Source organism: Novosphingobium rhizovicinum, assembly GCF_040813635.1.
Classification (GTDB): Bacteria; Pseudomonadota; Alphaproteobacteria; order Sphingomonadales; family Sphingomonadaceae; genus Novosphingobium; species Novosphingobium rhizovicinum.
Genome location: NZ_JBFNXR010000052.1, coordinates 160,143 through 183,564 on the forward strand (window position 1 = coordinate 160,143; position 23,422 = coordinate 183,564).

General features: G+C 62.8%; 19 protein-coding genes. 9 read left to right on the plus strand and 10 right to left on the minus strand.

The window, feature by feature from the left end; all coding sequences use genetic code 11:
- Positions 1-65: 65 nt before the first annotated feature.
- Together ABUH87_RS14995 and ABUH87_RS15000 are read right to left on the minus strand one after the other, a co-directional pair.
- The gene (locus tag ABUH87_RS14995; protein ID WP_367774894.1) at positions 66-2,261 is read right to left on the minus strand and encodes a TonB-dependent receptor; all 2,196 of its coding nucleotides are present in this window, start codon (positions 2,259-2,261) and stop codon (positions 66-68) included.
- 138 nt (positions 2,262-2,399) lie between these two features.
- Entirely contained in the window at positions 2,400-3,446 is a 1,047-nt protein-coding gene (locus ABUH87_RS15000) for an NAD(P)H-dependent amine dehydrogenase family protein (RefSeq protein ID WP_367774895.1), read from the minus strand.
- Between the two features lie 192 nt (positions 3,447-3,638).
- On the opposite strand from ABUH87_RS15000, the gene ABUH87_RS15005 reads away from it, so the two are divergent.
- The 8 genes from ABUH87_RS15005 (at position 3,639) to ABUH87_RS15040 (ending at position 10,087) form a co-directional block, all read left to right on the plus strand.
- Positions 3,639-4,880, plus strand: a complete 1,242-nt coding sequence (locus tag ABUH87_RS15005; RefSeq protein ID WP_367774896.1) for a sulfotransferase family protein — start codon at positions 3,639-3,641, stop codon at positions 4,878-4,880.
- 83 nt (positions 4,881-4,963) lie between these two features.
- Positions 4,964-5,911, plus strand: a complete 948-nt coding sequence (locus ABUH87_RS15010; RefSeq protein WP_367774897.1) for a hypothetical protein — start codon at positions 4,964-4,966, stop codon at positions 5,909-5,911.
- Positions 5,908-6,651, plus strand: a complete 744-nt coding sequence (locus ABUH87_RS15015) for an SDR family NAD(P)-dependent oxidoreductase (RefSeq protein ID WP_367774898.1) — start codon at positions 5,908-5,910, stop codon at positions 6,649-6,651. Before ABUH87_RS15010 ends, ABUH87_RS15015 begins: the two co-directional genes overlap by 4 nt.
- A 76-nt stretch (positions 6,652-6,727) precedes the next feature.
- A complete protein-coding gene (locus ABUH87_RS15020; protein WP_367774899.1) occupies positions 6,728-7,483 on the plus strand; it encodes an SDR family NAD(P)-dependent oxidoreductase in 756 nt (251 codons plus the stop codon).
- An 18-nt stretch (positions 7,484-7,501) separates the two neighbouring features.
- Entirely contained in the window at positions 7,502-8,251 is a 750-nt protein-coding gene (locus ABUH87_RS15025; RefSeq protein WP_367774900.1) for an SDR family NAD(P)-dependent oxidoreductase, read from the plus strand.
- A gap of 34 nt (positions 8,252-8,285) precedes the next feature.
- A complete protein-coding gene (locus tag ABUH87_RS15030) occupies positions 8,286-8,759 on the plus strand; it encodes a VOC family protein (RefSeq protein ID WP_367774901.1) in 474 nt (157 codons plus the stop codon).
- Complete coding sequence (locus ABUH87_RS15035) at positions 8,759-9,568, plus strand: SDR family NAD(P)-dependent oxidoreductase (protein ID WP_367774902.1); 810 nt, start codon at positions 8,759-8,761, stop codon at positions 9,566-9,568. Before ABUH87_RS15030 ends, ABUH87_RS15035 begins: the two co-directional genes overlap by 1 nt.
- Positions 9,569-9,595: 27 nt before the next feature.
- Positions 9,596-10,087, plus strand: coding sequence for a nuclear transport factor 2 family protein (locus tag ABUH87_RS15040; RefSeq protein WP_367774903.1), 492 nt, complete (start codon positions 9,596-9,598; stop codon positions 10,085-10,087).
- Between the two features lie 48 nt (positions 10,088-10,135).
- On the opposite strand, the gene ABUH87_RS15045 is transcribed toward ABUH87_RS15040, so the two are convergent.
- On the minus strand, positions 10,136-11,410 hold the full coding sequence (locus tag ABUH87_RS15045; protein WP_367774904.1) for a cytochrome P450: 1,275 nt from the start codon (positions 11,408-11,410) through the stop codon (positions 10,136-10,138).
- A 192-nt stretch (positions 11,411-11,602) separates the two neighbouring features.
- Between ABUH87_RS15045 and ABUH87_RS15050 the strand changes: the two genes are divergently transcribed.
- A complete protein-coding gene (locus tag ABUH87_RS15050; RefSeq protein ID WP_367774905.1) occupies positions 11,603-12,439 on the plus strand; it encodes an SDR family NAD(P)-dependent oxidoreductase in 837 nt (278 codons plus the stop codon).
- A gap of 131 nt (positions 12,440-12,570) precedes the next feature.
- Here ABUH87_RS15050 and ABUH87_RS15055 read toward each other — a convergent pair whose 3' ends face one another.
- The 7 genes from ABUH87_RS15055 to ABUH87_RS15085 form a co-directional block, all read right to left on the minus strand.
- Entirely contained in the window at positions 12,571-15,147 is a 2,577-nt protein-coding gene (locus ABUH87_RS15055; protein ID WP_367774906.1) for a TonB-dependent receptor, read from the minus strand.
- Between the two features lie 336 nt (positions 15,148-15,483).
- Positions 15,484-18,342: an EAL domain-containing protein gene (locus ABUH87_RS15060; protein WP_367774907.1), complete on the minus strand. Its 2,859-nt coding sequence runs from the start codon at positions 18,340-18,342 to the stop codon at positions 15,484-15,486.
- A gap of 143 nt (positions 18,343-18,485) precedes the next feature.
- Entirely contained in the window at positions 18,486-19,223 is a 738-nt protein-coding gene (locus tag ABUH87_RS15065; RefSeq protein WP_367774908.1) for a DUF2238 domain-containing protein, read from the minus strand.
- Positions 19,216-20,055, minus strand: a complete 840-nt coding sequence (locus ABUH87_RS15070) for a universal stress protein (protein WP_367774909.1) — start codon at positions 20,053-20,055, stop codon at positions 19,216-19,218. The genes ABUH87_RS15065 and ABUH87_RS15070 overlap by 8 nt, the downstream gene beginning before the upstream one ends.
- 40 nt (positions 20,056-20,095) lie before the next feature.
- Complete coding sequence (locus tag ABUH87_RS15075) at positions 20,096-20,545, minus strand: universal stress protein (protein ID WP_367774910.1); 450 nt, start codon at positions 20,543-20,545, stop codon at positions 20,096-20,098.
- Positions 20,546-20,624: 79 nt separating this feature from the next.
- Positions 20,625-22,157, minus strand: a complete 1,533-nt coding sequence (locus tag ABUH87_RS15080) for an L-lactate permease (protein ID WP_367774912.1) — start codon at positions 22,155-22,157, stop codon at positions 20,625-20,627.
- Positions 22,158-22,161: 4 nt separating this feature from the next.
- Complete coding sequence (locus ABUH87_RS15085; protein ID WP_367774913.1) at positions 22,162-23,166, minus strand: 2-hydroxyacid dehydrogenase; 1,005 nt, start codon at positions 23,164-23,166, stop codon at positions 22,162-22,164.
- Positions 23,167-23,422: the final 256 nt, after the last annotated feature.

The following is a 23,422-nucleotide window of genomic DNA, read 5'->3' on the forward strand; positions in this document are numbered from 1 at the left end:
CACGCGGTGAGGTCGGTGGAGACGTGCGCAGNNGGAAGTAGGCATCCGCTGCGCACGCGGCCTGATCAAAAGCGAGCGCTTAGCTCGACGCCGTATGTGATCGGCGCGCTCCAGTTCGCGCCGAGGCCGAAGCTGTTGTACTGTACCGCCGTAACATACCGATTGTCGGTCAGGTTATCGCCCCAGACAGCAAGCGTGTACGTGTCGCTGGGGTCGGTCCACTGAACCCGCGCCGACAGCACCTCGTATCCCTCCTGGGGGAACTGGATGCCGGACGGGCCGAAGTAGAATTCCGACGTATAGTACAGGTTGCTCGAAAGCTGCAGCTCGCCGCCGCCAAGATCCGTGCGATAGCTCGCACCGACGTTGCCCGTGAACTCGGGCGTACGCTGCATCGTGGTGTTCTCGAGCGTAATGCCGGACGGAATGACGAAGCGAAACGCGCCCGCACCCGGCGCATAGACCGGCGCGTTATTGAACTCCTTGTATCGGGCGTGAACCCAGGATGCCCCGGCATTCAGATCGAACTGCGAGGTCACGCGCAGACGCAGCGACCCTTCGACGCCGTAGATCTCCGAGCTGGCGGCGTTGGTGATGTTCGCGCGTCCATCCGCAAGGTAGCTGGAAACCTGCAGGTTCTTGTAGTCGTAATAGAAGCCTGCGGCTTCGAGCGACACCGTGCGATTGTCGAACTTCGCCCCGATCTCGTATGCGTTCACCTTCTCCGGCTCGATGGGGTTACACGCGAAGTCAGGCGGATTCTGGCAGGACCCGCCAACGTCGATGACTGCGGCCTTGTAGCCCTGCGTGTACGACGCGTAGATGCTGGTTTCCTCGCTCGGCTTGAAGCGAAGCACGAAACGCGGCGTCACCTTGTCGTTCGAGATGGAAGGAACGGGGAACTCAGCGGCGCCCACGTTGTAGTAGGCGTCCGTGACCTTGTCCTTGGCATAGCGCGCACCGGCGGTCACGAACAACTGCGGGGTAATCTCGTAAGTGGCATCGATGAAGGCGGCGAGGCTCTTCGTAGTGGTGCTTGAACCGCCCAGGCGGGTCGGGCCGGTCGGATCTCGAGAGATGCCGTTCGTGTCCGCGAAGGTCCGGTAACGGTCCTTGTTGCTGAAGTAGAACAGACCGGCGGTCCACTGCAGGGCTCCGCCCGCCTTGGAGTTGAGCAGAAGCTCCTGGCTGAACGTCTTGTTCTTTACCGGAATGCCGATCTGGAACAGGGGAATGCCCGTGGCATCGAGGTCCTGCGACTGGTCGCCGTTTTCCGTCCGGTACTGCGTGTAGGATGTGAAGTCCGCGAAACCCAGGTCCAGCTTCAGCGTGCCCTGGAACACGTCCGACTTGGAGACGAACAGCGCGGGTCCGCTTCTCGCGACAAGATCGGGATCGGTCACATAACTACCCGGCGGCGCGATGAACGGCGCACCCACGCCGAGGACGGGGTCGACATAAGTGTTGGAGATGACGGGGCGTGGATCATGCTGCTCTGCATGCATGTAGCGCAGCAGCAGTGAGCCGATATCGCCGATGTCGAACTTCAGCCCTGAGCGAACGGAGTAGTTGTTGTACTCGCCGATGTTATCGTCGCCGTTAAGAACATTGGTCTGGAACCCCTGCCCGTGATTGTAGAGCCCTTCGATATCGAAGGCGACGCCCGAAACGACACCCGTGGTGCCATAGAACTGGATCTGCGTTTCGTTGAAGCGGCCATAGGAAGCCTTGAACTGGCCCGAGGTCTCGTGGCTCGGCTCACCCGTCTGGATGAGGATGGCACCACCGGTGGTGTTGCGACCGAACAGTGTGCCCTGTGGCCCCTTCAACACCTGAACGCTCTCGATATTGAGCAACTGCGTGTTGGCCGAAAGCGGATTGGGCGAATAGAAGCCGTCCAGATAGATGCCGACGTTGGACCCGCCGCCCGAGGTCACCACGGCAGTGCCGATGCCGCGAATGGTCGGCTGAGTGAAGCCGGCGGCCTTGTCGAAGCGCAGCGAGGGTGTGACCCGCGCGATATCGCTCAACTCACGCGCGTTCGCAGTGGCGAGCTGGTCCGCGCCCAAGGTGGTGAGACTGATCGGCACGTCGACCGAGCGCTCTGCCCTGCGCTGCGCCGTGACGACGATCTCGGTCGCGGCAGCAGGATCTGACCGAGCGGCCTCGGTGGCCTCCTGCGCGCCCGCCGCGAACGGCAGCAGCACGCTGGCAAACGCAATCGCGATAGTCGCTGATCGCAGCTGGTATGCACTTCTCATGATTTTCCCCCCAACCGCAGCACGATTCTGCGGAGAGCCGCGCTTTGCGCCCTTATCGCGCGGCAAGATCGTTCGTCAAGTTGTTAGCACAGGCGCAACCGCGTAGTCTTCCGCGCGAAGCTGGCGTCAACCTTGCTCTCAGGCGGGGCGCAGGTGCCCGACAATCTGCGGCAACTTGTCCGTCGTGACGATTCCGGGCGGTGCCGCGGCAACCGCCGGAATGACGTTTACCGGCCTGTTCGCCGTGTACTTGCCAGAGGCGCGCACATCTTCCTCCACCGGCATCGGAAGCCGGATCGTCATATCGACGGGCGCATCTCCTTCCACCCGGAAGCGCCAACCGTCGTTGCCCAGCAGATCCCACGCAGGCTCCAGATCCTCGGTCACGAACCAGTTGGACCGAAACTGCACCAGAGGCTTTCCGTTGTGCAGTCCGGTGATCGATATGCGCTGCCCGCCCACGCTTCCGGCAGCAATCGTAGACTTGTGCAATGCCGTCTCGTGCCGACAGTAAGCGGGTTCCATACTGTACTCGAAGCTGTCCACCGACAGGCCCAGCGACGATGCAAGAAGCGCCAGAGAATGCTCGAACACCGCGTGTTCGGGGCATCGCCGAGCCGCAAACTGCTCGGGCGTCTCGCCAAAGCCCATAACCTCGGTCAGCATCTCCTCGGAGCATCCCTCGCGGCAGTTGGCAAATTCCTCGATTCCGATGAAATCGATCCGCCGACATAGCGATGCAACCGCGATCGGCAGCACCTCGGTTATGAAGCCGGGGCTGGAGCCTGTGGCATGCAGACTTGCGCGGCCCTGGGCACAGGCAGCCTCGATGCGGGAACGAAGCCCGGTCTCCATCATCTCAGGATTGAAGAACTCAGCGCGCGTGGTAACGATGTTGATGCCGGATTCCAGCAGGCGGCACACCTCATCCACGTTCGTGCTTTCGGGCATGTAGAGCACGCAGTCCGGCTCTGCAGCAAGCACCGCCTCGATGCCGCTGACTGCCGTAACCCCGACCGCCGGGAGGCCACAAAGCTCACCGGCATCGCGCCCCACCTTGGCTTCGGAATAAACGCGGGCACCGACCAGTTCGAGCTGCGGATGTTCGATGACAGCCTTCATCGCGAACATGCCAACGGTTCCGGTCGCCCACTGCACAACCCGGATCGGCTTTGTAGATTGCATCCTGTATCTCCCGAGCCGGCGCGGCCCTTCATGATTGCTCCAGGATCGCTGACTTGCCCTGGCGCGGCTTTGCTATCACGATGACGAACAAAGACGCAAGCCACCCGCTACACGGTGGCAATTCACCTGGAGAGCGCTGCGCTCAACGTGTCTTGACAATGCCGCACGCTCGCTAACACAATGACGAACGCGATGGCGAAGAGAGATGACCTGATGACCCTGCATGCCGAACTGAACCAGGCCCCCACTGCAGAGGCCCTGATCGCCGAGGCGAGGCGCGTCACTGGCCTCGACGATCTGGGCGGCCCCGCCCGCAATGCCGGGCTAGAGGCTTTCACCGCGTCCCTTCGCGATGAGACCTGGGCAACGATGACGGGTCGGGCGCGGGAACTGTGCGCAGACTTCCTGCTCCACTATCTGTGCACGCGGCTGCGGCTCGTCGCGGATCGCAAGGCGCACCCCGGCATCGCGCAGGAGCGGATCGAAAAGCCGCTGATCGTCGTCGGCCCTCCACGCTCAGGATCGACGCTGATGCACACCCTGCTCAGTCTGGACCCTGACGCGCTGGCGCCCGAACACTGGATCTGCCGTGAACCCTCGCCCCCGCTTGTCGAAGGCGCGCCCTCCGCCGAGCGCCGCCAGGAAGCGGAAAAGCGCATGACAGAGCTGTTCGGGCTGATCCCCGACATCTTCGTCACGCATCCCTACATGATCGAAGAGGGAGCAGGAGCGCTGGCGGAGTGCGGGAGCGACATCCTCAACATGGTCTGCACCAGCCAGCAGATGTGGTGCTTCTGGGGTGGCGCCACTTACAAGCGGTACCTGCTGGAAAGCGATCACACACCCGCGCTCGGCTTTCATCACGATTTCCTGCAGCATGTGCAGCATGGGCAGACTGGCAAGCACTGGGCGCTGAAAGGCTCGGACCACATGCTATGGATGCGAGAGCTTGCCGCACAGTACCCGGACGCCAAGCTGATCTGGACGCACCGCGACCTTGCGCAGCAGCTCGGTTCGCTGGCGAGCGTGCAATCGATCCTTCTGGGCCTGCGCGGGCATCCGGTCAGTCCGGAGCAGCGCCGCGCACAGGGCAAACGCGCGATCGAGTTGCAACACGCCGCCGTAGAGAAGGCCATGCGCGCCCGCCAGGAGATCGGCGAGGAGCCTTTCATCGACGTCTCCTACCATGAGCTCATGGCCGCGCCGCTGCGCACGGTGGAACAGATCTATGCCGCAGCGGGACGCACTGTTTCTGCAGAGCACGCCCGGCGCATCGAAGAGTGGCTGGAGAACAACAACCAGACCCGGCACGGCGTCCACAAGCACTCTCCCGAAGAGTTCGGCTTCGACCGCGACGAGATCAACGCGCAGTTCGCTCCTTACGTGGAGCGCTACGGCCATGGCTTCGGCATTCGTCCCGAAGTGGTGGCCTGAGCGCTTTGCTCGTGCAGGATTTGTCCGGCGAGCTCGATCCCGCCCTCGAATGGTTTCGCTCCAGCAGGCCCGTGGATCCTGCCATGCGCGATTCCGCGACATTGTGGATCCTCGAAAGGAGTGGCCGTTTCGCACTGCCGCGCGTAGCCTTCGACAGCATCGGAGAGACCTGGGAGAGGCCGTGGGTTCAGCTCAACTACGTTCAGCAGGACGGCCAGACCCTGCGGGTATGGTCGCAGGAGCCGGGGAATATAGAGCTCAACGGCCAGGGCCTACCCGCCGTCCGGCGCGCAGGAGGCCTGCGGTTCGAGTGCATCGAACCGTTCCGGCGCTGGACTCTGGACTTCGATGGTCGAACGGTCCGGTCAAGCACTGCGCAGGAGATGGCTGGCCCCGAAAGCACGGCTCCATCACATCTGACCTTTCATGTGGAAGCCGAGATGGTTGCCCCGCCATGGCTCATGGGCGGCATGACCGCTGAGGCTGCCCGCCAGATGGCGCGAGGGGACGCCGGAGCATTGATGGGCGGCGTTCGCTACGAGCAGCTCTGCACGGTCACCGGCTGGATCGAGGTCGAGGGCAAGCGACAGCCGATCGAGGGCACGGGAATGCGGGTACGGCGCCAGGGTGTGCGCCACATGGGAAGCGCCATGGGGCACTGCCAGCACTCCGCCGTCTGGCCCTCCGGCCGCGCTTTTGGTGCCATCGTGATGGCGCCGGGACCGGAGGGGCCGGTGGTGTTCAACGAGGCCTTCGTCATCACACCTGACGGTCGCAAACTGGCGGCGACCGTCAGCGAGGCACCATGGATGCGCCAGCTGATCGAGCAGGATGATGCCAGCCTGCTGCTGTCCACCAGCGAGGGAGATGTGCGCATCATGGGCGAGACCCTGCTTTCCATGTTCGATCACCACAAATTCGAAATGGCCGATACCTCAGTCCTGCATCAGGGCACCGCGCGGTACAGCTGGGACGGCGAGGAGACCATCGGCCTGATCGAACGCTGCACGCTGCGCGAGAAGCTCACATGAGGACAGCTCTGGTCACCGGCGGCGGCGCGGGAATTGGCGAAGCAACGTGCCATCGCCTTGCGCGGGACGGGATGAAGGTCGGTGTTCTCGGGCGCCGGATCGAGAACGTGAACGCAGTAGCCGACGCCATCATCGAAGCGGGCGGTGAAGCCATCGCCGTGAAGGCGGATGTCGCTAACCGGGAGGCGGTGGAGCAAGCCGTGGCGCAGGTTCGCGCGGCCTTCGGGCCTATCACCGTACTCGTGAACAACGCAGGCGTGGAGGAGTTTACGCCCTTCGAGCAGATCGACGATGCGGCCTGGGATCACGTCCTGGAGGTCAACCTGAAAGGCCTCTACATCGTCACGCAGACCGTAGTGCCGGACATGGAAGCTGCCGGATGGGGCAGGATCGTCAACCTGACCGGGCTGGGTGCCCAGATCGGAGCGGCGAACATGGTCCACTACACGGCAAGCAAAGGGGGCGTCATGGCGATCACCCGGTCGCTTGCCGTCGAGCTTGGGCGCAAGGGCATCACCGTCAACGCGATCTCTCCCGGCCTTGTGCTCACTCCGATGGCTCAGCGCGCCATCGATGCGAACCTGCTCCCCTTCGCGTACGAGCAGATCGTGGCGAACTACCCGATCCCGCGCGTCGGCCAGCCGCATGAGGCGGCTGCCGCAATCGCCTACTTCGTGTCCGAGGATGCGAGCTTCACAACCGGTCAGGTCATCGGTGTGAATGGTGGAAGCTGCCCCTGAGATGCAGGCCGATCGGCATTGACCGGCAGGGAACCCCTCGCTAACACAACGACGAACAAACGGATGGGAGATGGATATGGGAGTGCTCGAGGGCAAGGTCGCTATCGTCACAGGCGCGGGTCAGGGAATTGGAGAGGCGATCGCCGCCGGCTATGCTCGTGAAGGCGCCAAGGTGCTGATCACCGGCCGCACCCTGAGCAAGCTGGAAGACGTCGCAAAGAAGATCTCCGATGCGGGCGGCACCTGCCAGGTGCTGGATGCCGTTGCCGGGGAGCTCGAACAATCGAAGGCTACGGTCGAGAAGGCGATGTCCGACTGGGGCCGGATCGATATCCTGGTGAACAACGCGCACTCTTTCACCGATTACCTGCCCTTGTCGGACCCCAAGATGGAGGAGAACTGCAAGGTGGACTTCCAGTCGGCATTCTTCGGATCGCTCCAGCTGATGCAGGCCTGCTATCCCCATATGAAGGAGCAAGGCGGCGGATCGATCATCAACATGGGATCGTCCTATGGCATCCGTTGCGAGCCGGGTTTCCTGGCCTACGCAGCCAGCAAGGAGGCGATCCGCACCCTTACCAAGACAGCCGCGCGCGAGTGGGGACAGGACAAGATCCGCGTCAACACCATCCTGCCGAGCGCTCTTTCGCCCAAGGCGATCTGGTACCTGGAAGAGAGCAAGAGCTACGATGCCGAGCTGGCGAAAGTCGCCATGGGCCGCTTCGGCGCGCCCGAGGACATCGCACCGACGGCGATCTTCCTGGCAAGCGACGCCTCCGACTTCGTGACCGGCCAGACGATCGGTGTCGAGGGCGGCGCGGTGATGCTCTAAGCACCCGGACACCATACGATGAGAACAAGAGTTGCCCTCGTCACCGGCGGCGCATCGGGCATGGGCAAGGCAACGAGCCTGCGCCTGGCTCGCGAGGGTCGCGCGGTCGCCGTGCTGGATGTGGATGGAGGGGGAGCCCAGGCGGTAGCCGGGGAGATCGTGGCGCAAGGCGGCCAAGCCGTCGCCGTTGCTGCGGATATTTCCGACCGTGCCGGTGTGCGCGCGGCGCTGGACAGCGTGCGTGCGCAGCTCGGCCCCGTCACCATCCTCATCAACAACGCAGCGGTCGAAAACTTCTCTCCGCTTGGCGAACTGGACGATGTCACCTGGGATCGGGTCATGGAGGTGAACCTCAAGGGCTTCTACATCGTCACGCAGGAAGTCCTGCCGGACATGGAAGCGGCGGGATGGGGTCGGATCGTCAACCTGTCTGCCATCGGAGCGCAGACCGGCGCGCCCGATATGGCGCTCTATACCGCCAGCAAGGGCGCGATCATTGCGATGACACGGTCTCTGGCCCTGGAGCTGGGCCGCAAGGGCATCACGGTCAACTCTGTGTCGCCCGGCTTTATCGATACGCCGATGTCCCGGCGGGCCATCGATGGTGACCTGTTTCCGGTCCCCTACGAGCAAATACTGCAAAGCTATCCGATCCCACGCCTGGGACAACCGGAAGAGATCGCCGCCGCCTGCTGCTTCTTCGTCGCAGAAGACGCCGGGTACATCACAGCGCAGCTACTGGGCGTAAACGGAGGCGCCGCAGTTTAGAACAAGCGCACATAAAGGAGAGGACACGACAACGATGCAAAAGTTCATCAACCACGTCGATCACGTCGCATGGATCTCGCGTCCCGAGAACCTCGACGCCAATGTCGCGCAACTCGAAAAACTAACCGGCGCTACACTGACCCGCTTCGCACGCAAGGACATGGGCTTCACCATGTGCATCAGCTGGGAAGCCGGTCTCGAAGTTGTCGCCCCCATGGAGGAGCGCACTGATTTCAACACCTGGCTGTGGAGCGAGCTGGAGACCAAGGGCGAAGGCGTCACCTCCGTCGTGTTCGGCGTGCGTGATCTCGATGCGCACAAGGCACGGCTGGAAAAGCTGGGCTTTGACGTAGGCCCTCTGCTGGACGACCACCCGGACTCACCCTGGCACGACAAGCTGGTGCTCTGGGAGCGCGTAGCCGGGGAGGCGATGAACACCAACATCATCCTTGGCGATATCGATTATGAGGACGGCCTGATCCCGTTCGGCGATGCGGGGCGCGCCTGATGGCGGTGCCTGATGTAAGCGAGCGGTCCATTGCCGAACTCGTCTCTCTGAAAGGCCGCGTCGCGGTCGTGACAGGCGGCGCACAAGGTCTGGGACGCGCCATGGCACGCCGCCTTGCAGAGGCTGGCGCCAAGGTCCTGATCGCCGATCTCAAGATCGACGTGGCGGAGAAAGCCGCGCAGGATCTGTCACAACGCTACGGCACGCAGGTGATCGCCACGCAGCTGGACGTGACAGTCTCGGATTCGATCCGCGCCGCGGCCGATCTTGCACAAAGCGAACTCGGCGGCCTCCATGTCTGGGTGAACAACGCGGGCCTTTATCCCAACGTGCTGCTGGGCGACATGACCGATGCGATCTGGGACCAGACCTCGGCAGTCAATCTGAGGGGCGTCTTTGTCTGCTGCCAGGAAGCGGCCAGGCGTATGATCGCGACCGGGACCAAGGGGGTCCTCATCAACGTCGTCTCGACCGCGGGTTTCAAGGGTGTTGCGCCGGGCATGGCGGCCTATGTGGCCACCAAGCATGGCGTGCGTGGCCTGTGCAAGCAGCTCGCCATCGAACTGGCCCCGCATGACATCCGCGTGCTGGGTGTCGCGCCCACGTTCTGCGAGACCGAAGGCAATATGGCCGCCCTGGCCGAATTGCCGGAGCGTGTGCGAACGGAAATCGGCGCCACGCTGAGCTCCGCGCTGGGCAGGGTCGGTGTTCCCGATGACATCGCGCGGGCTGTGCTGTTTGCGGCCTCCGACCTTTCGATGTTCATGACGGGAAGCACAATTCTGGCCGACGCGGGTGAGACCGCTTGATCTGATAACGGAGAGAGAGAGGGGCGTATGGTCGATCGTCTGGCCGCCGAGTTGGGCATACGCCGCCTTCATGCGCTGTGTGCGGACGCTGTATGGCGCAGGGACCCCGTCGCATTCGGCGGATGCTTTACCCAGGAGGCCGAGTGGAAGATCGCCGGCCTGCGGGTACGCGGCCGCGAGGCGATCGGCCGCGCCTTGCTTGAACTGGGCGCGGGCAACGAGCGCGTATTGATGAGCTTCAGCCATCCCATCCTGGACATCGAAGGTGGTACGGTAAGCGGGCGAACCTACGCCGTTGAGCGCGCCTTCCTGAAAGGCGGTGGCGCGGCCAGTTCGATCGGCATCTACTACGAGCGCTTCGCCCAGAGCGGCGCCGACTGGCTGTTCGCTTGGCGTCACTTCGATTTCTGCTATTGGGGGCCTGTAGACCTGTCCGGGGAGCTGTACGGCTTCCAGGACTATGGACCGCCTCCGACGATGCCCGCCGACGAGCAAACGACGGCGGGTCTTACGGTCTGACGGACCTCTTCACCCGATCGGCCCGGACTCATCGAGGTGGGATCAGGCTCACTGGCGCGAGATCGGGTCGAACTCTATGTGCAGATCGGCCAGGCTGCGGAAGCTGTAAGTCGGCTCGAAGCGAAACTGGCGGGCACCTGCCGGACCGTGATGCTTCTCCGAAATCCAGAAGTTGGGGATACGTTCAAGCAGCTTTTCAAGGGCGATGCGCGATTCCATCCGCCCCAGCGGCGCGCCAAGGCAACCATGCACACCCCGGCTAAAGCCCATGTGATCGCGCACGTGGGGCCGATCGATGTCGAAGGTTTCAGGGTTCTCGAACTTGTTCGGATCGTTGCTCGCCGCCGCCAGCAGGACAGTCAGGATCGTCCCTGCCGGAACGTCGACTCCGCCGACGCGGGTATCCTGAAGCGCAAGGCGGTAGGAGACCTTGACGGGCGCATCGTAGCGCAGGCACTCTTCGATGAAGTCCTTGATCCGCCCCGGCTCCGCGCGCAAACGCGCCTGCAGCTCCGGATTGTCGGCCAGGATCAGAATGCCCATCGCAATCAGGCGCGAGGTGGTATCCTGCCCTGCCCCGAACAGGAACCGCGCAAGGCCGGAGAGGATCTCGAAGTCCGGCTCCGAACCGTCCTTGAACTTGGTGCGAACCAGTTCGGACATCAGGTCGCCGCGATCGTTCTCCTGCCGGTCACGCAGATAGCCGTCGAACAGCGGCTTCATCGCTTCCAGCGGGTCCGGACCGATCTTGCCGATGTCGCCTTCCAGCTGGCTTGGCGGCGCACCGATCTGCTCCAGCAGAAGCGGACGATGCTCCATCGGAATGCCCATGAGATCGGAGATGGCATAGACTGTCGTGGCGTGGGCGAACTCGGGATTGACGTCGCACGCCCCCTTGCCGATGAAGTTGTCGATCAGCCGGTCGACCAGTCCGTAAAGATATTCCTCGTTCTGCTTCAGCCGCTTGTATGTCAGCAGTCCGCCCAGCAGCGCGCGGTACTCCGTGTGTTTCTTTCCATCGAACGCCACGAGGTGATCGGCCCACGGCATTTCGGCGCGGTGTGCGTCGAGCTGTTCACGGATGTCGGAGCCCTCCGGCTTGAACGGCAGGCCGGGGATCGGCCCCACGACGGAGGCGGCGTTCGAATAGATGCCCTCCTTATCGTTGAGAACCTCCTGCGCCTCCTCGAAGCCGGTCACCATCAGCGTGTTGTGGTGCGGCTCCCAGGTGACGGGGCCCCGCTGCCGGAGGATGGTGAAATAGCTCCTGGGGTCCTGCACGACCTCAAGGTCTTTGTAGAAGTTGGGCTCGTGGCTCCCCATCGCATCCTCTTGCCATCATTGTTCGTCATATTGTTAGCCAAGTGATGTTAGCGGGAGGCGCCTTTGTCAACCGCTTTCGCGCGAAGCGGAGCCAAGGGTGCACCGAGGGCACGGGCCCAGCGCTTGACAGACCATGGTCTCGCTAACATTCTGACGAACACTATTGTGGAGAGGCCAGCAGGAGCGACATGGATGAGTACGATGCAACTTGAGGGCATGACCGCTCTCGTCAGCGGGGCCAGTCAGGGGATCGGCTACGCCACTGCGCGTTTGTTGGCCGAGGATGGCGCGCGCGTGGTGATGATGAGCCGCAAAGCCGCGCCGCTTGAGGAGGCACGCGATCGTCTGCGCAGTGAAGTTCCGGGTGCCCTGATCGAGACCTGTGCCGGGAACGCCACCAGCGAAGCGGACGTGCGGGCCGCTCTGGATCAAGCGCATCGACTTGCCGGACGGCTGGACATCGTCGTTTCCGTCGTAGGCGAGCCGGTGTTCAAACCCCTGCTCATGCGCGAGCTGGAAGAGGTGCGCCGGGAATTCGACATCAACTTCGCGTCAGCCTTTCTTGCGGTCCGGCACGCCGCACCGCTCATGAAAGCGGGAGGCTCGATCATCTGTGTCTCCTCTGCGGCAGCGGTGCAGGCTGGCTGGGGGCTGAGCATCTACGGCTCCGCCAAGGCCGCCGTGGAGCGCTTTGTACGGGCCGCCGCCTTCGAACTGGGTGGTGCCGGCATCCGGGTGAATGCCGTTCGGCCCGGCCTCACCCTGCCTCCTGAGCGTGAGACAGAGTTCGCACAGATGGTTCGCGAATACGTCAGCGAAACGCCGCTGCGGCGGGTCGGCCGGCCGGAGGACGTTGCGCGCGCCGTGCGCTTCCTTGCCGGTCCCGACGCGGGCTGGGTGACCGGACAGACACTTTCCGCAGACGGCGGCCTGGAGCAGGGAAAAGCTCCCGATCCCATGGACGACTTCTTCGGGAAGGACGCCATGGATGAGATCCGCGCCGGAAGAGTCCTCCAGACCAACACCTGATTTTCCATGTACGACGCAGCGGGATTACGGCGGTGCGGGATGAGCGAGGCCTCGCGTTCACTCACCCCGCCCCTTCAATCGCGTCAGGACGCCCGATCACCCGCATAAGGGCGATCGGGCTCCCGCAGGGATCAGGTGCCGAAGTTGTAGCGCAGGCGCACGCCGTACATTCTGGGTGCGCCGTACTGCTTCGCGTCGAAGCCATATGCGTTAAGCCCGCCGGTGACACTGACGAGATAGCGCTCATCTGTGACGTTGGTGGCAAACAGCGCCAGGTCGAAGTCGGAACCGCCTACCCTGTCCCAATTCAGATTGAGATTGAGCAGGTTGGATGATGGCAAGACGCCGATCACCGATTCCTCGTTGGCGACCTGCTCCGACGTGTAGGTGTACGTGGCGCCCAGCGAGACCCTGCCGACACCCTCATCAAGCGGCAGTGTGTAGGTCGCGGTGGTCGTCAAACGATGCTTGGGCGAATAGGTGAGCGGCCCACCCTCTTTAGCGTAAGCTTCGAAGAACACATAAAGAGTCCCCGTCAGATCGGGGATCACCAGTTCCTTGATCTCGGTGTCGAGGTATGTGTAGCCAAGGCTCAGGTTGAGGTTGTCGAACAAGGTGACAGCCGCATCGACCTCAATGCCCTTCAACGTCGATGAGCCCGCATTGACGATGCCTGCGGCGCCGGAAAGGCCGCTGTCGGCGCGAGGAACCAGGCCGCCGAAAATCTGCTGGCCCTTCAAGTCATTGTAGAACGCCGCAAGGTTGAAGTACCCGCGCACCCCGCCATGGAAGCTCGTCTTGGCGCCGATTTCATATGCATCGACGGTCTCTGGCTCCCAGGTCTCCAGCCCCACTGTCGTGAAGTTGAGCCCTCCCTGCCGATAGCCGCGGGCATACTTGGCATAGAGCAGGATATCCCGGTTGGGCTTGTAATCGAGATTGATGAGCCAGGTCGGCTCTTTCGAATTCACCTCCTGGGTGACGCGGCACTTCGACAAGTCGCCCGAGCCGTCTCCACCCGCGACCTGGCCAATGCCGGGGATGATGACGGGAGGCGCAATGTTCACGTTGGGGCGTGTAATGTTGTCATTGCAATCGAGCGAGATGAGCTGCTGTCCAAGCCCGGGGATCGGCGCGTACGTATAGCGCGTACTCTCACTCACGCCGGAGATCTTGTCGAACGTATAGCGTACACCGCCGGTCAGCGTCAGCGCGTCAGTCAGGTCGTAGCTGGCTTGTGCAAAGATCCCGTGGTTGTCGAAATCGAACTTTGTGCGCGATTGCGAAATCAGGGCAAAGCCGATCGGTGTGGTGCACTCAAGTGCAGAAGGATTGGTGCAGTTGCCGTAGATGCCGGTGCGCTGCTGGCTCCAGCCGATGGGTCGGCTAAACTCAAGATAGCCGCCCACGACGAAATCCAGCTTGCCATCTGCCGATTGCCCCTGGACCTGCAGCTCCTCGGTAGTGGTGGACTGGCCGGCACTGGGGTGCCCCGGTGACACATCAAGCTCGATCACGTCGAACGGTTGTCCTCGGGTCGCCGCAAGCTGTCCGGTCAGTGGAAAGGGCAGCTCCGGCACGAAAAAGTTGTCGCTGTTCAACGAGAACGAGGAATGCTCGCGGATTTCTCCGTAGCTGACAATGTTCTTGACCGTGATGAGGTCGCTGGCCCGCCATGTCGTGGTGTTGATGATCTGCCATTGCTCAAGCTTGAGGAATGGGTCCCGCGCGCCCACGTCCACGTCAAGCGGCCCGTCGCCGCGCGCAGCCTGGCGATCGATCTGGTCACATGCCGCCGCCGCGGTGACCACACGCTGGAAGCTGAAGTTCGGATTGCCAGGGGTCTTGATGCCGCTGGGATCGGTGAAATCGATCGGGTTGCGATCGCACACGGCCAGCCGCGCGGCATAGCCATTGGTGTTCGACCGGCTGTAGTGCGCAATGGTGTAGTTCTCGAGATCGGGGGTCAAATCGCCTACGACGCTCAACCTCAGGTACGTGTAATTAAGATCGGCGTATGCGTCTGGGCCGACGTCAGCCTGGTTCTTCAAATAGCCGTCGCGCTTGTTGCGGTCGAACGCCAACCTGACCTTGAACGTCTCGGCGAGCGGCACGTTGATGGCACCCTGGACGCGCTTCTGGTCGTAATTGCCGTAAGTGCCTTCGATCATGCCTTCCAGCCTGTCGGTCGGCTTGCGCGGAACCAGAAGCACAGCGCCGCCGGTCGTGTTGCGTCCGAACAGAGTGCCTTGCGGTCCTTTGAGCACCTGCACGTTCTGAAGGTCAGTGAAGGCGCCCGCTCCCACCGTGCTGCCCGAAACGGTGCCTCCCTGCGCACGGACGCCCACAACATCGGCGAAGTACACGCCGACCGTGGGCGCGGTGCTGATCTCCTGATTGAAGCCGCGAATGGCGAACGATGACTTTTCCGGGCCGTACCGCTGATTGATCGAGAGGGACGGCGTGTAAGTTGCCAAGTCGGAAGCGACCGCAACGTTGCGATTGTTGAGCTGCTCCTGATTGAACACCGTGATCGAAATCGGCACGTCCTGGAGGTTCTCCTCCACGCGGCGCGCCGTGACGATAATCGCCTCGTCGTCGATGCGCGCCATGCCCTCGCTGGTCTGCGCCAGCGCCGGTGTGCCCGCCGCCAGTGCGCCAAGAGCGCCGCCAAGCCACAGGGCCGCCTTGTAGCCATTCTTCATCATCGTCCTCTCCCCTTCATGGCACCGCCGGTATTCTTTTGTTGGCGGCTCATCTTCGCGCACCGCCAGTCATGGCGGTCACGGATGTCGCGATTCCGGTGGGGGCAGATGACGGTCAACGACTGCAAAGGCACCCAGGAATACCGTGCCAGCGCCGCTCAGCCGCTCCTTCCCCTCCCCTGTCGTCTTTTCGTTCGTCGTGATGTTAGCCAATTGAATTGCACGATCAAGACGAAAGATCGTCGAACGACGAGCAAGGCGCACGATCGGGAGAGCAGCTTCCGCTTTGCGTTGGCTGGAGACGGCTTGGCGGCGCCGCAGCGCCGTACGGCCTGCCGCTCAGATCTTGAGAGTTGGCGCCCCGGCGGCGATGATTTCCGCGTGATGGCGGAGCGTCTCCGCCACCATTCCGGCGGGCATCGGACGATGGAACAAGTATCCCTGGCCCTGATGACATTGGTGCGAGAGAAGATAGGAGCGTTGCGCTTCTGTCTCGATCCCTTCGGCCACGACCTGCAGGGAGAGGCTACGGGCCAGTTCCACCACTGCGGTGACGATCGAACCGATTTCGGGATCTTCAAGCGCTCTGGAGATGAACGAACGGTCGATCTTCACGACATCGACAGGCAAGTCGCGCAAGTGGGATAGCGATGAGTAGCCGGTGCCGAAATCATCGAGTGCGATCTGCACGCCCGCATCCTTGAGCTTCTGCAGCGCGCGAATGACGTAATGCGTTCCCCGGTCAAAGAACACATGCTCGGTGACTTCGATTTCGACGTCATGAGGAGGAATGCCGATAGCCGCCATCGTGCTGAGCAGGCGTTCGGCATAGTTGTCGCGCAGAAACTCGGCTGGGGCGACATTGATGGAAACGCGGCCCACTTCCACGTTCTGCGCACGCCATCGCGCCAGATCGCGCAGCACGCTCGTGTACATCAGCTCGCCGAGGCCCGACGCAATGTCGTATTCGCGAAAGCTCGCGAGGATTGTTGCCGGCTCCTGAATCCCGTTTGTCGCGTGCTGCCAACGCAGCAAGGCTTCGAAGCCGAGAATTCTGCCGGAATGCAGCTCGATTCTCGGTTGATAGAAGGGAACGATGGAAGCCTCGCGCAGAACCGTACGGGCAAGGCTCAACTGCGATGCGACCAGCTGCGCCTCTTCGCGCAGATGGCTGTGGAACATCCGAAGGCCGCCGCGTCCTGTTTCCTTTAGCGCATAGAGCGCGATGTCTGCGCTCTTGAACAGTTCGTGCCCACTTGCCGCATCGTCGGGGAACAGCGCCGCACCGATGCTGGCACCGGCAGAGATAATTCGGTCTTCGTAGGCAAAGGGGGCCTGCATCTGCTTGAGGATCTTATCGCCGATCTGCGCAAGTTCCTGAGGCCTGCGGATGTCGTCGACGATAACGGCAAACTCGTCGCCGCCAACGCGCGCAACGATGCCACGGGGCTCAACGCATTCGCGCAGACGCTCGGCAAACCCGATCAACAGGCAGTCCCCGGCCGCGTGTCCCAGCGAATCGTTCACGTGTTTGAAGTGGTCCAGATCAATCAGCAGCAGCCCGACCGCTGCGCCTTGCGTCGCAGCGCCCGCCGTCGCTTCCTGCAAGCGCGACTGGAACGAGCGGCGATTGGGCAGGGAGGTCAGCGCGTCGTGCTCGCTGGCCCATCGGATCTCTTCTGCTTGCATGCGGGCGCTCGTAATATCGCGCGCTATCGCAAGCAGGCGAATGACCCGTCCCGCATCGTCCAGCATGGGCGTGAGCACCACGTCCCACCACTTCGGGGTTCCGGCAGCGGTAAGGGCACATTCCGTGAACCTGGCACTACGGCTGTCGTTCGCCTCGCTGAGTGCAGAACCGATCGTCTGGCGCACGCCCTCCGGCCACAACTCGGCCCATTGCTTCTCAAGGAGGAGCTCTGGCTGGGAGATCTCAAGCATCCGCAAGCCCGGCTCGTTGATGAGCTTGATCTCTCCGCGCGTACCCAGGATCATGATCCAGTCGGCACTGGCCTCCAGGATACTCTGGTGGACGAGCTGCGTCTCCCGAAGCGACTGCCGTAGCTGCTGCAGCGCCGTCACATCGAACGCCGAGATCATGACGCGCGGCTCTTCCACGCCTACCGAGATCGGAGTGATCGTCAGGTCGAGCCAGCACTCCACGCCAGATTCCGCGACCATTCGGACTTGAAGCCGCTCCTCACGCTTCTCAGCGAACACACGCGCAACGCACGCGCGAGCGGCAACGGCTGACTCGTGCGGAAGCTGATCAAACCAGTTCTGGCCGACGCTCTGCACAAGTTGCACGTCGTTTCGGTTGTGAGCATCGAACGCGTGCTCATACATGATGGTCCCGTCCGGCTCGACGACATGGACTGTGATCTGCGCCGCCGCCGCAATAGAATGGCTGAGGGATCGGGTGCGTGCGAGTTCCTGCCGCGCATCATGATCTTCGGTGAGGTCCGTGATGGACCCCACCATGCGAAGCGGCTTTCCATCCTGATCGCGGATAACAAACCCGCCATCTCTGACCACAACGTAAGACCCGTCAGCCCGCATGAAGCGGTATCTGCTGCTCCAGCGGTCCCTACCCGATGCGAGTGCCTCATCGAGGCTCTCCACCACACGAGCGCGATCGACTGGATGGACACGCTGGCGCCACCACTCGATTTCGCATCGCAAGTTCTGCAGGCTATAGCCGAACTGGCGCAGGGCATCGCTCCAGTCGATGCTGCCCGCGCGGACGTCGTAATCCCAGATCAGATCCTTGGTCGCGTTGGCCGCAAGACGGTACCGCTCTTCTGCCGCCCGTAGCCGCTCTTCCGCCTCCCGCCTGTCGCTGATGTTGCGAAAGCGCAAGATCATGTTGCCATCGATTGCGGTGGCCTGAATCTCGTACCATGCATCCAGCCAGTCGAGTCGGGCCTCGAACGACACGGGCTTGCCTGAGTCGGCCGCCTCACAGCACAGCCGGGTCAGTTCGTCGCCTTTGCCCCCTTCCACCACCTCGGCAAGAAAATCCTCGCCCAGTTGCGCCGCATACTGCGCCATTTCCTCACGCGCACGGTCGTTCAGGTAGATGGGCTGCCGATTTCCGTCGACGACAACGATACTGTCGCTCGACGTTTGCAGATAGCCGAGCAGCGTCGAGAGCGGGACGCTGTCCTGAACAAAAGAGGGAAGACCGGAGACGTCCATAGCCCGGTCGTAAGAGCCGGTGCTTGAAATGTGCTTAATTTTACAGACCGGTCGCACAAGAGTTGTGCCGCTACTGCCGAGACGCGAGAGAGGCCGAAAGGGTCACGCAGTGGCGCGGGCTTCCATCCACTAGCCTGCAGGCATCAGTCGCCGAATAGTCTTGGGTTACGGGCGATAAAGCGCGCGACCCAGCCGTCGACGTACGAAGTTCGCGAGAGTCTCAGGTATCGCCAGCCCGCCAGACTGATCACTGCGGCACCGACAGCGTTGACGATCAGATCGAACATCGTGTCGGTCAGGCCCGAGCTATCGCCCAACATGGGCTTTTGCATAGTCATCCCGAACAGCTGGTCCATAGCGAACTCGAAGATTTCCCATACCGCCCCGATCGCTTGCGAGAAGGAAAAGGCAAACAGCGCCAGGAACGATGGACGCATGTGCAGATCCACCTGGCTGTCTTCGTTGAGGATATAGACGATCAGGAAACCCAGCATGCCCATCAGCAGGCCTGCGGTCGTATGCAGAAGCAGATCCCACCACCAGTACCGCTCGTAGTAGTCTTGCACCTCTCCCAGAAACAGAGTGGCGAACGCGAACAGCATAGCCAGGATCTGTATCTCGGGCGGAATGAGAGCCAATGACCGCGAATGGAGCAGCGTGGGCGCCAGCATGGCGATCATGATGGCGGCGACAAGGAAGACGTGGATCCACTGCCGATCCAGCACCAGGAACGTGAGTTCGACGACCATCACCACTTGTAGAACGACAAGGATGGCAAGATGCGCGAGCTTGGCTTTCCTGTCCGCCTGCAGGTTCGTCCTCTGTTTTGTCGGCTGGTTCTCCGGCGACATTTTCTCGGCCCCAGGATGCAGCTTATTCATCGTCCGAGCGCTGCGGCACCAGCAGAACGTCGCAATCGAGGCACTCGACAAGCGCCCGCGCCGTGCTTCCCAGAACCGCGGCCACCAGCCCTGACCGGCCCCGTGTTCCCACGACAGCCAGATCGATGCCGTTCACCTGCACATGGTCACTGACGACACGGCATTCATCGCCATAGTCGACCGTGACGTCGAGGCGCTCACGAAGCGCGGGCGGGAAGGAAGCGAGAAAGCGATCGAGTTCATCTGCGATCTCGGCCTGTTGCGCGGCGGCGGGTTCGTCGCGCCCGCGGATGGCTTCCCACCGGACATGGTAGGCATGGACCAGAGAAAATGTCGCGCGGGGAAATGTTGCCAAAGCCACGCGCAGGGCCTCCGTCGAGGAAGTCGAGAAATCGGTCGCGACGGCGATCCGGCGGTATTCTGCCGCGGATTGTTCCTTGACCACGAGCACGGGCAAGCGGCTGGAGCGCGCGACCCTTTCTACCGTGCTCCCGACTAGGTAGTCGCTCAGGCCATCCCGACGCGACAGGCCGGTCACGATGACGTCTGCCTCGAACTGTGTGGCAGCCTCCAGCACGGCCTGCGCGACATCGCCGGTCGCTACCTTTGTCGCGACCTCGAAGCCCTCGCCGCGCACCTCCTCGCGCAAGCTGGCTTCAGCCCGCCCGGTCGCCTCTTCCAGCACAACCAGGTTGGCGCTTTCTCCGGACAGGACATGCAAGAGGACGAGCCTGCCCCCCCACTCCCTTGCGAGCAGGGCTGCACGCTCGCGCGGCCGGTCACAACGACCGGCGAAGTCGGTCGGGAACAGGATAGTGGTGGGCACGGTCATCAGGGCTCAACACACCTATAGGAGGACAGTTGCAGGGACTTTATCGGACCACCAGGACCGGCACATGGCCATGTGCCACAACCTCCCAGGCCTTGCTCCCCAGCAGGAGCCGGCCAACTCCCCGGCGGCCGTGCGAGCCCATGACGATGAGATCGCAGTTGCGTGACTGCGCCGCGTGAAGGATGGCCTCGGCGGGTTGCGCGTCTGCCACATGGACCAGCTCCGCCTGAACTCCGGCGGCTTTGGCCGATTCCCTGGCTGCCGCAAGGATCGCGTTCGCCGTCTCGTCCTGGGCAGCGCCATGATTGGTCATCATCGTATCGCTGGGCACCATGCCGAAGGCGTCGCCGGCATAGAGCGGATACGGCTCTGTCACCGTAAGGACGGTAACCTGGGCCCCTAGCTGGCGTGCAAGGTCGACCCCGTGATCGACTCCCTTCTGCCCGACATCCGAACCGTCCGTCGCAACCAGAACGTGCTTGTACATCATGCTCTCCCTTCCAAAGGCTCATCGGCCGGGCGGCACAAGCTCTGCACCCCAGGGCCCCGTGAACGCCTTGCGCACTATGTCACGAAAGAGCGCCCGTCCCAAACAGCACCAGGGAAGCGAACAGGCTGACCACACCGGCAGCACCCGCATAAAGCAGGGCCAGCGGCAGAGTGCGGTGCAGGATTTCGCCCTCTTTCCCGACCAGCCCCACCGTTGCAGCACCGGCAACGATGTTGTGGGGTGCCACCAGGTTGCCCGCAGCCGCGCCAACCGCCTGGGCTGCCGCGGCAAGCATCGGCAGAATGCCGGCTCGCTCTGCAGCACTGGCCTGAAACCCGCCCAGCAGAATGTTCGATGCCGTGCCGGAGCCGGTCACAAAGGCGCCCAGCGTCCCCAACAGCGGAGCGACCAGGGGCAGGGCGTTGCCGAAGGCCTGGGCAGTGGCTGCGGCCAGAAGCTCGATCATGCCGGCATGGACCATGGTTCGCGCAAGCGTGAGAACCGCAAGCAAGGCCAGAGCGACGCGCGGCAACCGTCGCGCCGCGTCGCGCGCGGCACCGGAGATCAGGACCCGCGTCTCTCGCTGAAGCATGCCGCTGAAAAGGAACGCGAGCATCAGCACGGTGCCAGGATGGTAAAGGGGCGCCACCGAGCCTGCGTAGCCGCCTTCCATCGACCAGTGGATCTCCACCGCGCGAAGGGCTTGAGAGAGTGGCGGCACCAGCCTTGTGATGAGGATCAGGCCGACGACCACGAGATATGGCAGGGCAGCGCGAAGCAGGCCGGAGGAAGACGGGAGCTGCGCCCGGTCCTCGATCGTGCCCCTTCCCCTGCCTCCTCCCCTCAAGCGGGAGAGAAAGACAGCGAATGCGCCACCCCCGATCAGCGCCGCGCCAAGGGAGGGCAATTCGGGGCCGGTCGTCCAGGCGAGCAAGGCGGACGGTACGAAGAACAGTGCAGCCGCGCCCAGCGCCCAGCCAAGCGAACTCCAGAACGGAATAACGGACCCGGGCGTGGCTATCCTTACCACCATCAAGACCATGATCCAGCCTACGCTGGCGTTGAGCAGCGCAACGGAAAGCGACAGCGCATTCGGATCGAGCCCGGTCTCTGCCAGCAGCGGCGCCATCGGTGTTCCGATCGCGCCGAACGGCACTGCCGCGGCATTGCCCACGATGGCCAGCAGCAACGCCACCTGCGGACTGAAGCCGGCGGTGACGAGCAGAGGTGCGGCAAGGGCGATCGGTGTACCGAAGCCGGCCGCGCCCTCCAGGAAGCACACGAAGAACCACGCGATCAGCAAGGCGACCATGCGCGGATCGTTGCTCAGCCCGGCGAGTGCCCGCCCGAACAGCGCGGTGCCTCCGTTGCGCACCTGAAATTCGTGGATGCACAGTGCCGGGAAGATGATCCACAGGATGGTCGCCGATTGGAACAGCGCTTCCAGGAACGGACCTGCGATTGTGTAGATCGTTGGAGATTCGAACCAGAAGGCCGTCACCACTATCGCCGCCCCGGCAGCGACGGCGCCCGCTGACGCAGCCGACCAGCGAGCCCCGATCAACAGGGCGAGCAGCAGCGCGATCGGAACTAGCGCCAGCGCAATCTGCATCGGTTCAGGCGGACAGTTCGACGGGGTTGGCAGGCACGCCGGTACCTTCGAACGTCGTCAGGTTTTCGATCGTCGTTCTCGCAATTTCCGCCATCGCCTCGGCAGTGAAGAAGGCCTGGTGGCCGGTGATGAGGACGTTCGGGAATGTGAGCAGGCGCGCGAAGATGTCGTCCTGCAGGACTTTGTCGGACAGGTTCTCGAAGAAGAGATCGCCTTCCTCCTCGTAGACGTCGAGGCCGAGGTACCCGATCGCTCCCGATTTGAGACCATCGATCAGCGCGACCGTATCGACCAGCGCGCCCCGTCCCGTATTGATGAGCATGACGCCTCGCTTCATGCGCGCCAAGGCGTTGCAGTCGATTAGGTGATGGGTCTCCGGAGTCAGGGGGCAATGCAGCGTCACAATATCGGATTGCGAAAGCAGCTCCTCCAACGAGGCTTCTTCGGCCCCGATGACGGAAAGTTCCGGCGAAGGCGCAGGATCGTGAACAAGCACCCGGCAGCCAAAGCCCTTCAGAATGCGCGCGACCGCCAGGCCAATCTTACCGGCGCCGACGATGCCCGCCGTTCGCCCGCACAGATCGAAGCCGAGCAGACCTTCAAGCGCAAAGTTGCCCTCCCGCACGCGGGCGTAAGCGCGATGGATCTTGCGGTTGAGCGACAGGATCAAGGCGACGGTATGTTCCGCAACGGCGTCAGGCGAATAGGCGGGAACCCGCGCCACACTCAGACCCAGCTCAGCGGCTCTGGCCAGATCGACATGGTTGAAACCGGCGCTGCGCAGCGCGATGAGGCGGGTTCCATCCCCCGCGAGCGTCTCAAGAACCGGGCCGCTCAGCACATCGTTCACGAAGGCGCAGACCGCGTCGGCACCTGCCGCGAGAGCCACGCTCTCCTCGGTAAGGCGAGCTTCGATATAACGCATCTCGTGGCGGCTGCCTGCCGCCGCGTTCGCTTCATCGAGGAAGCTCCGGTCATAGGATTTCGTGCTGAAGACTGTCACGCGCATGGTCGATCCTGTTGTTAGTGTCGAACCCGTCGTCGGAGCGCGGTAGGGTAACAGGAGGCGCCTGCCAGTTCCAAGGGGCTTCAGGTAGAAACGTGCACTCCAACAGAGACCTCATCCCTGCTGCTCCATGAAAGGCAATCGTCGGCTGTACGGTCACTTCATCCCCCCTGCCGCGTACCCCCGGTTTGTCCTGAACTGTGCTGTCTGCCATGATCCTGATCAATCTGCGCAGTCGAACAGCATGTTACGACATGAT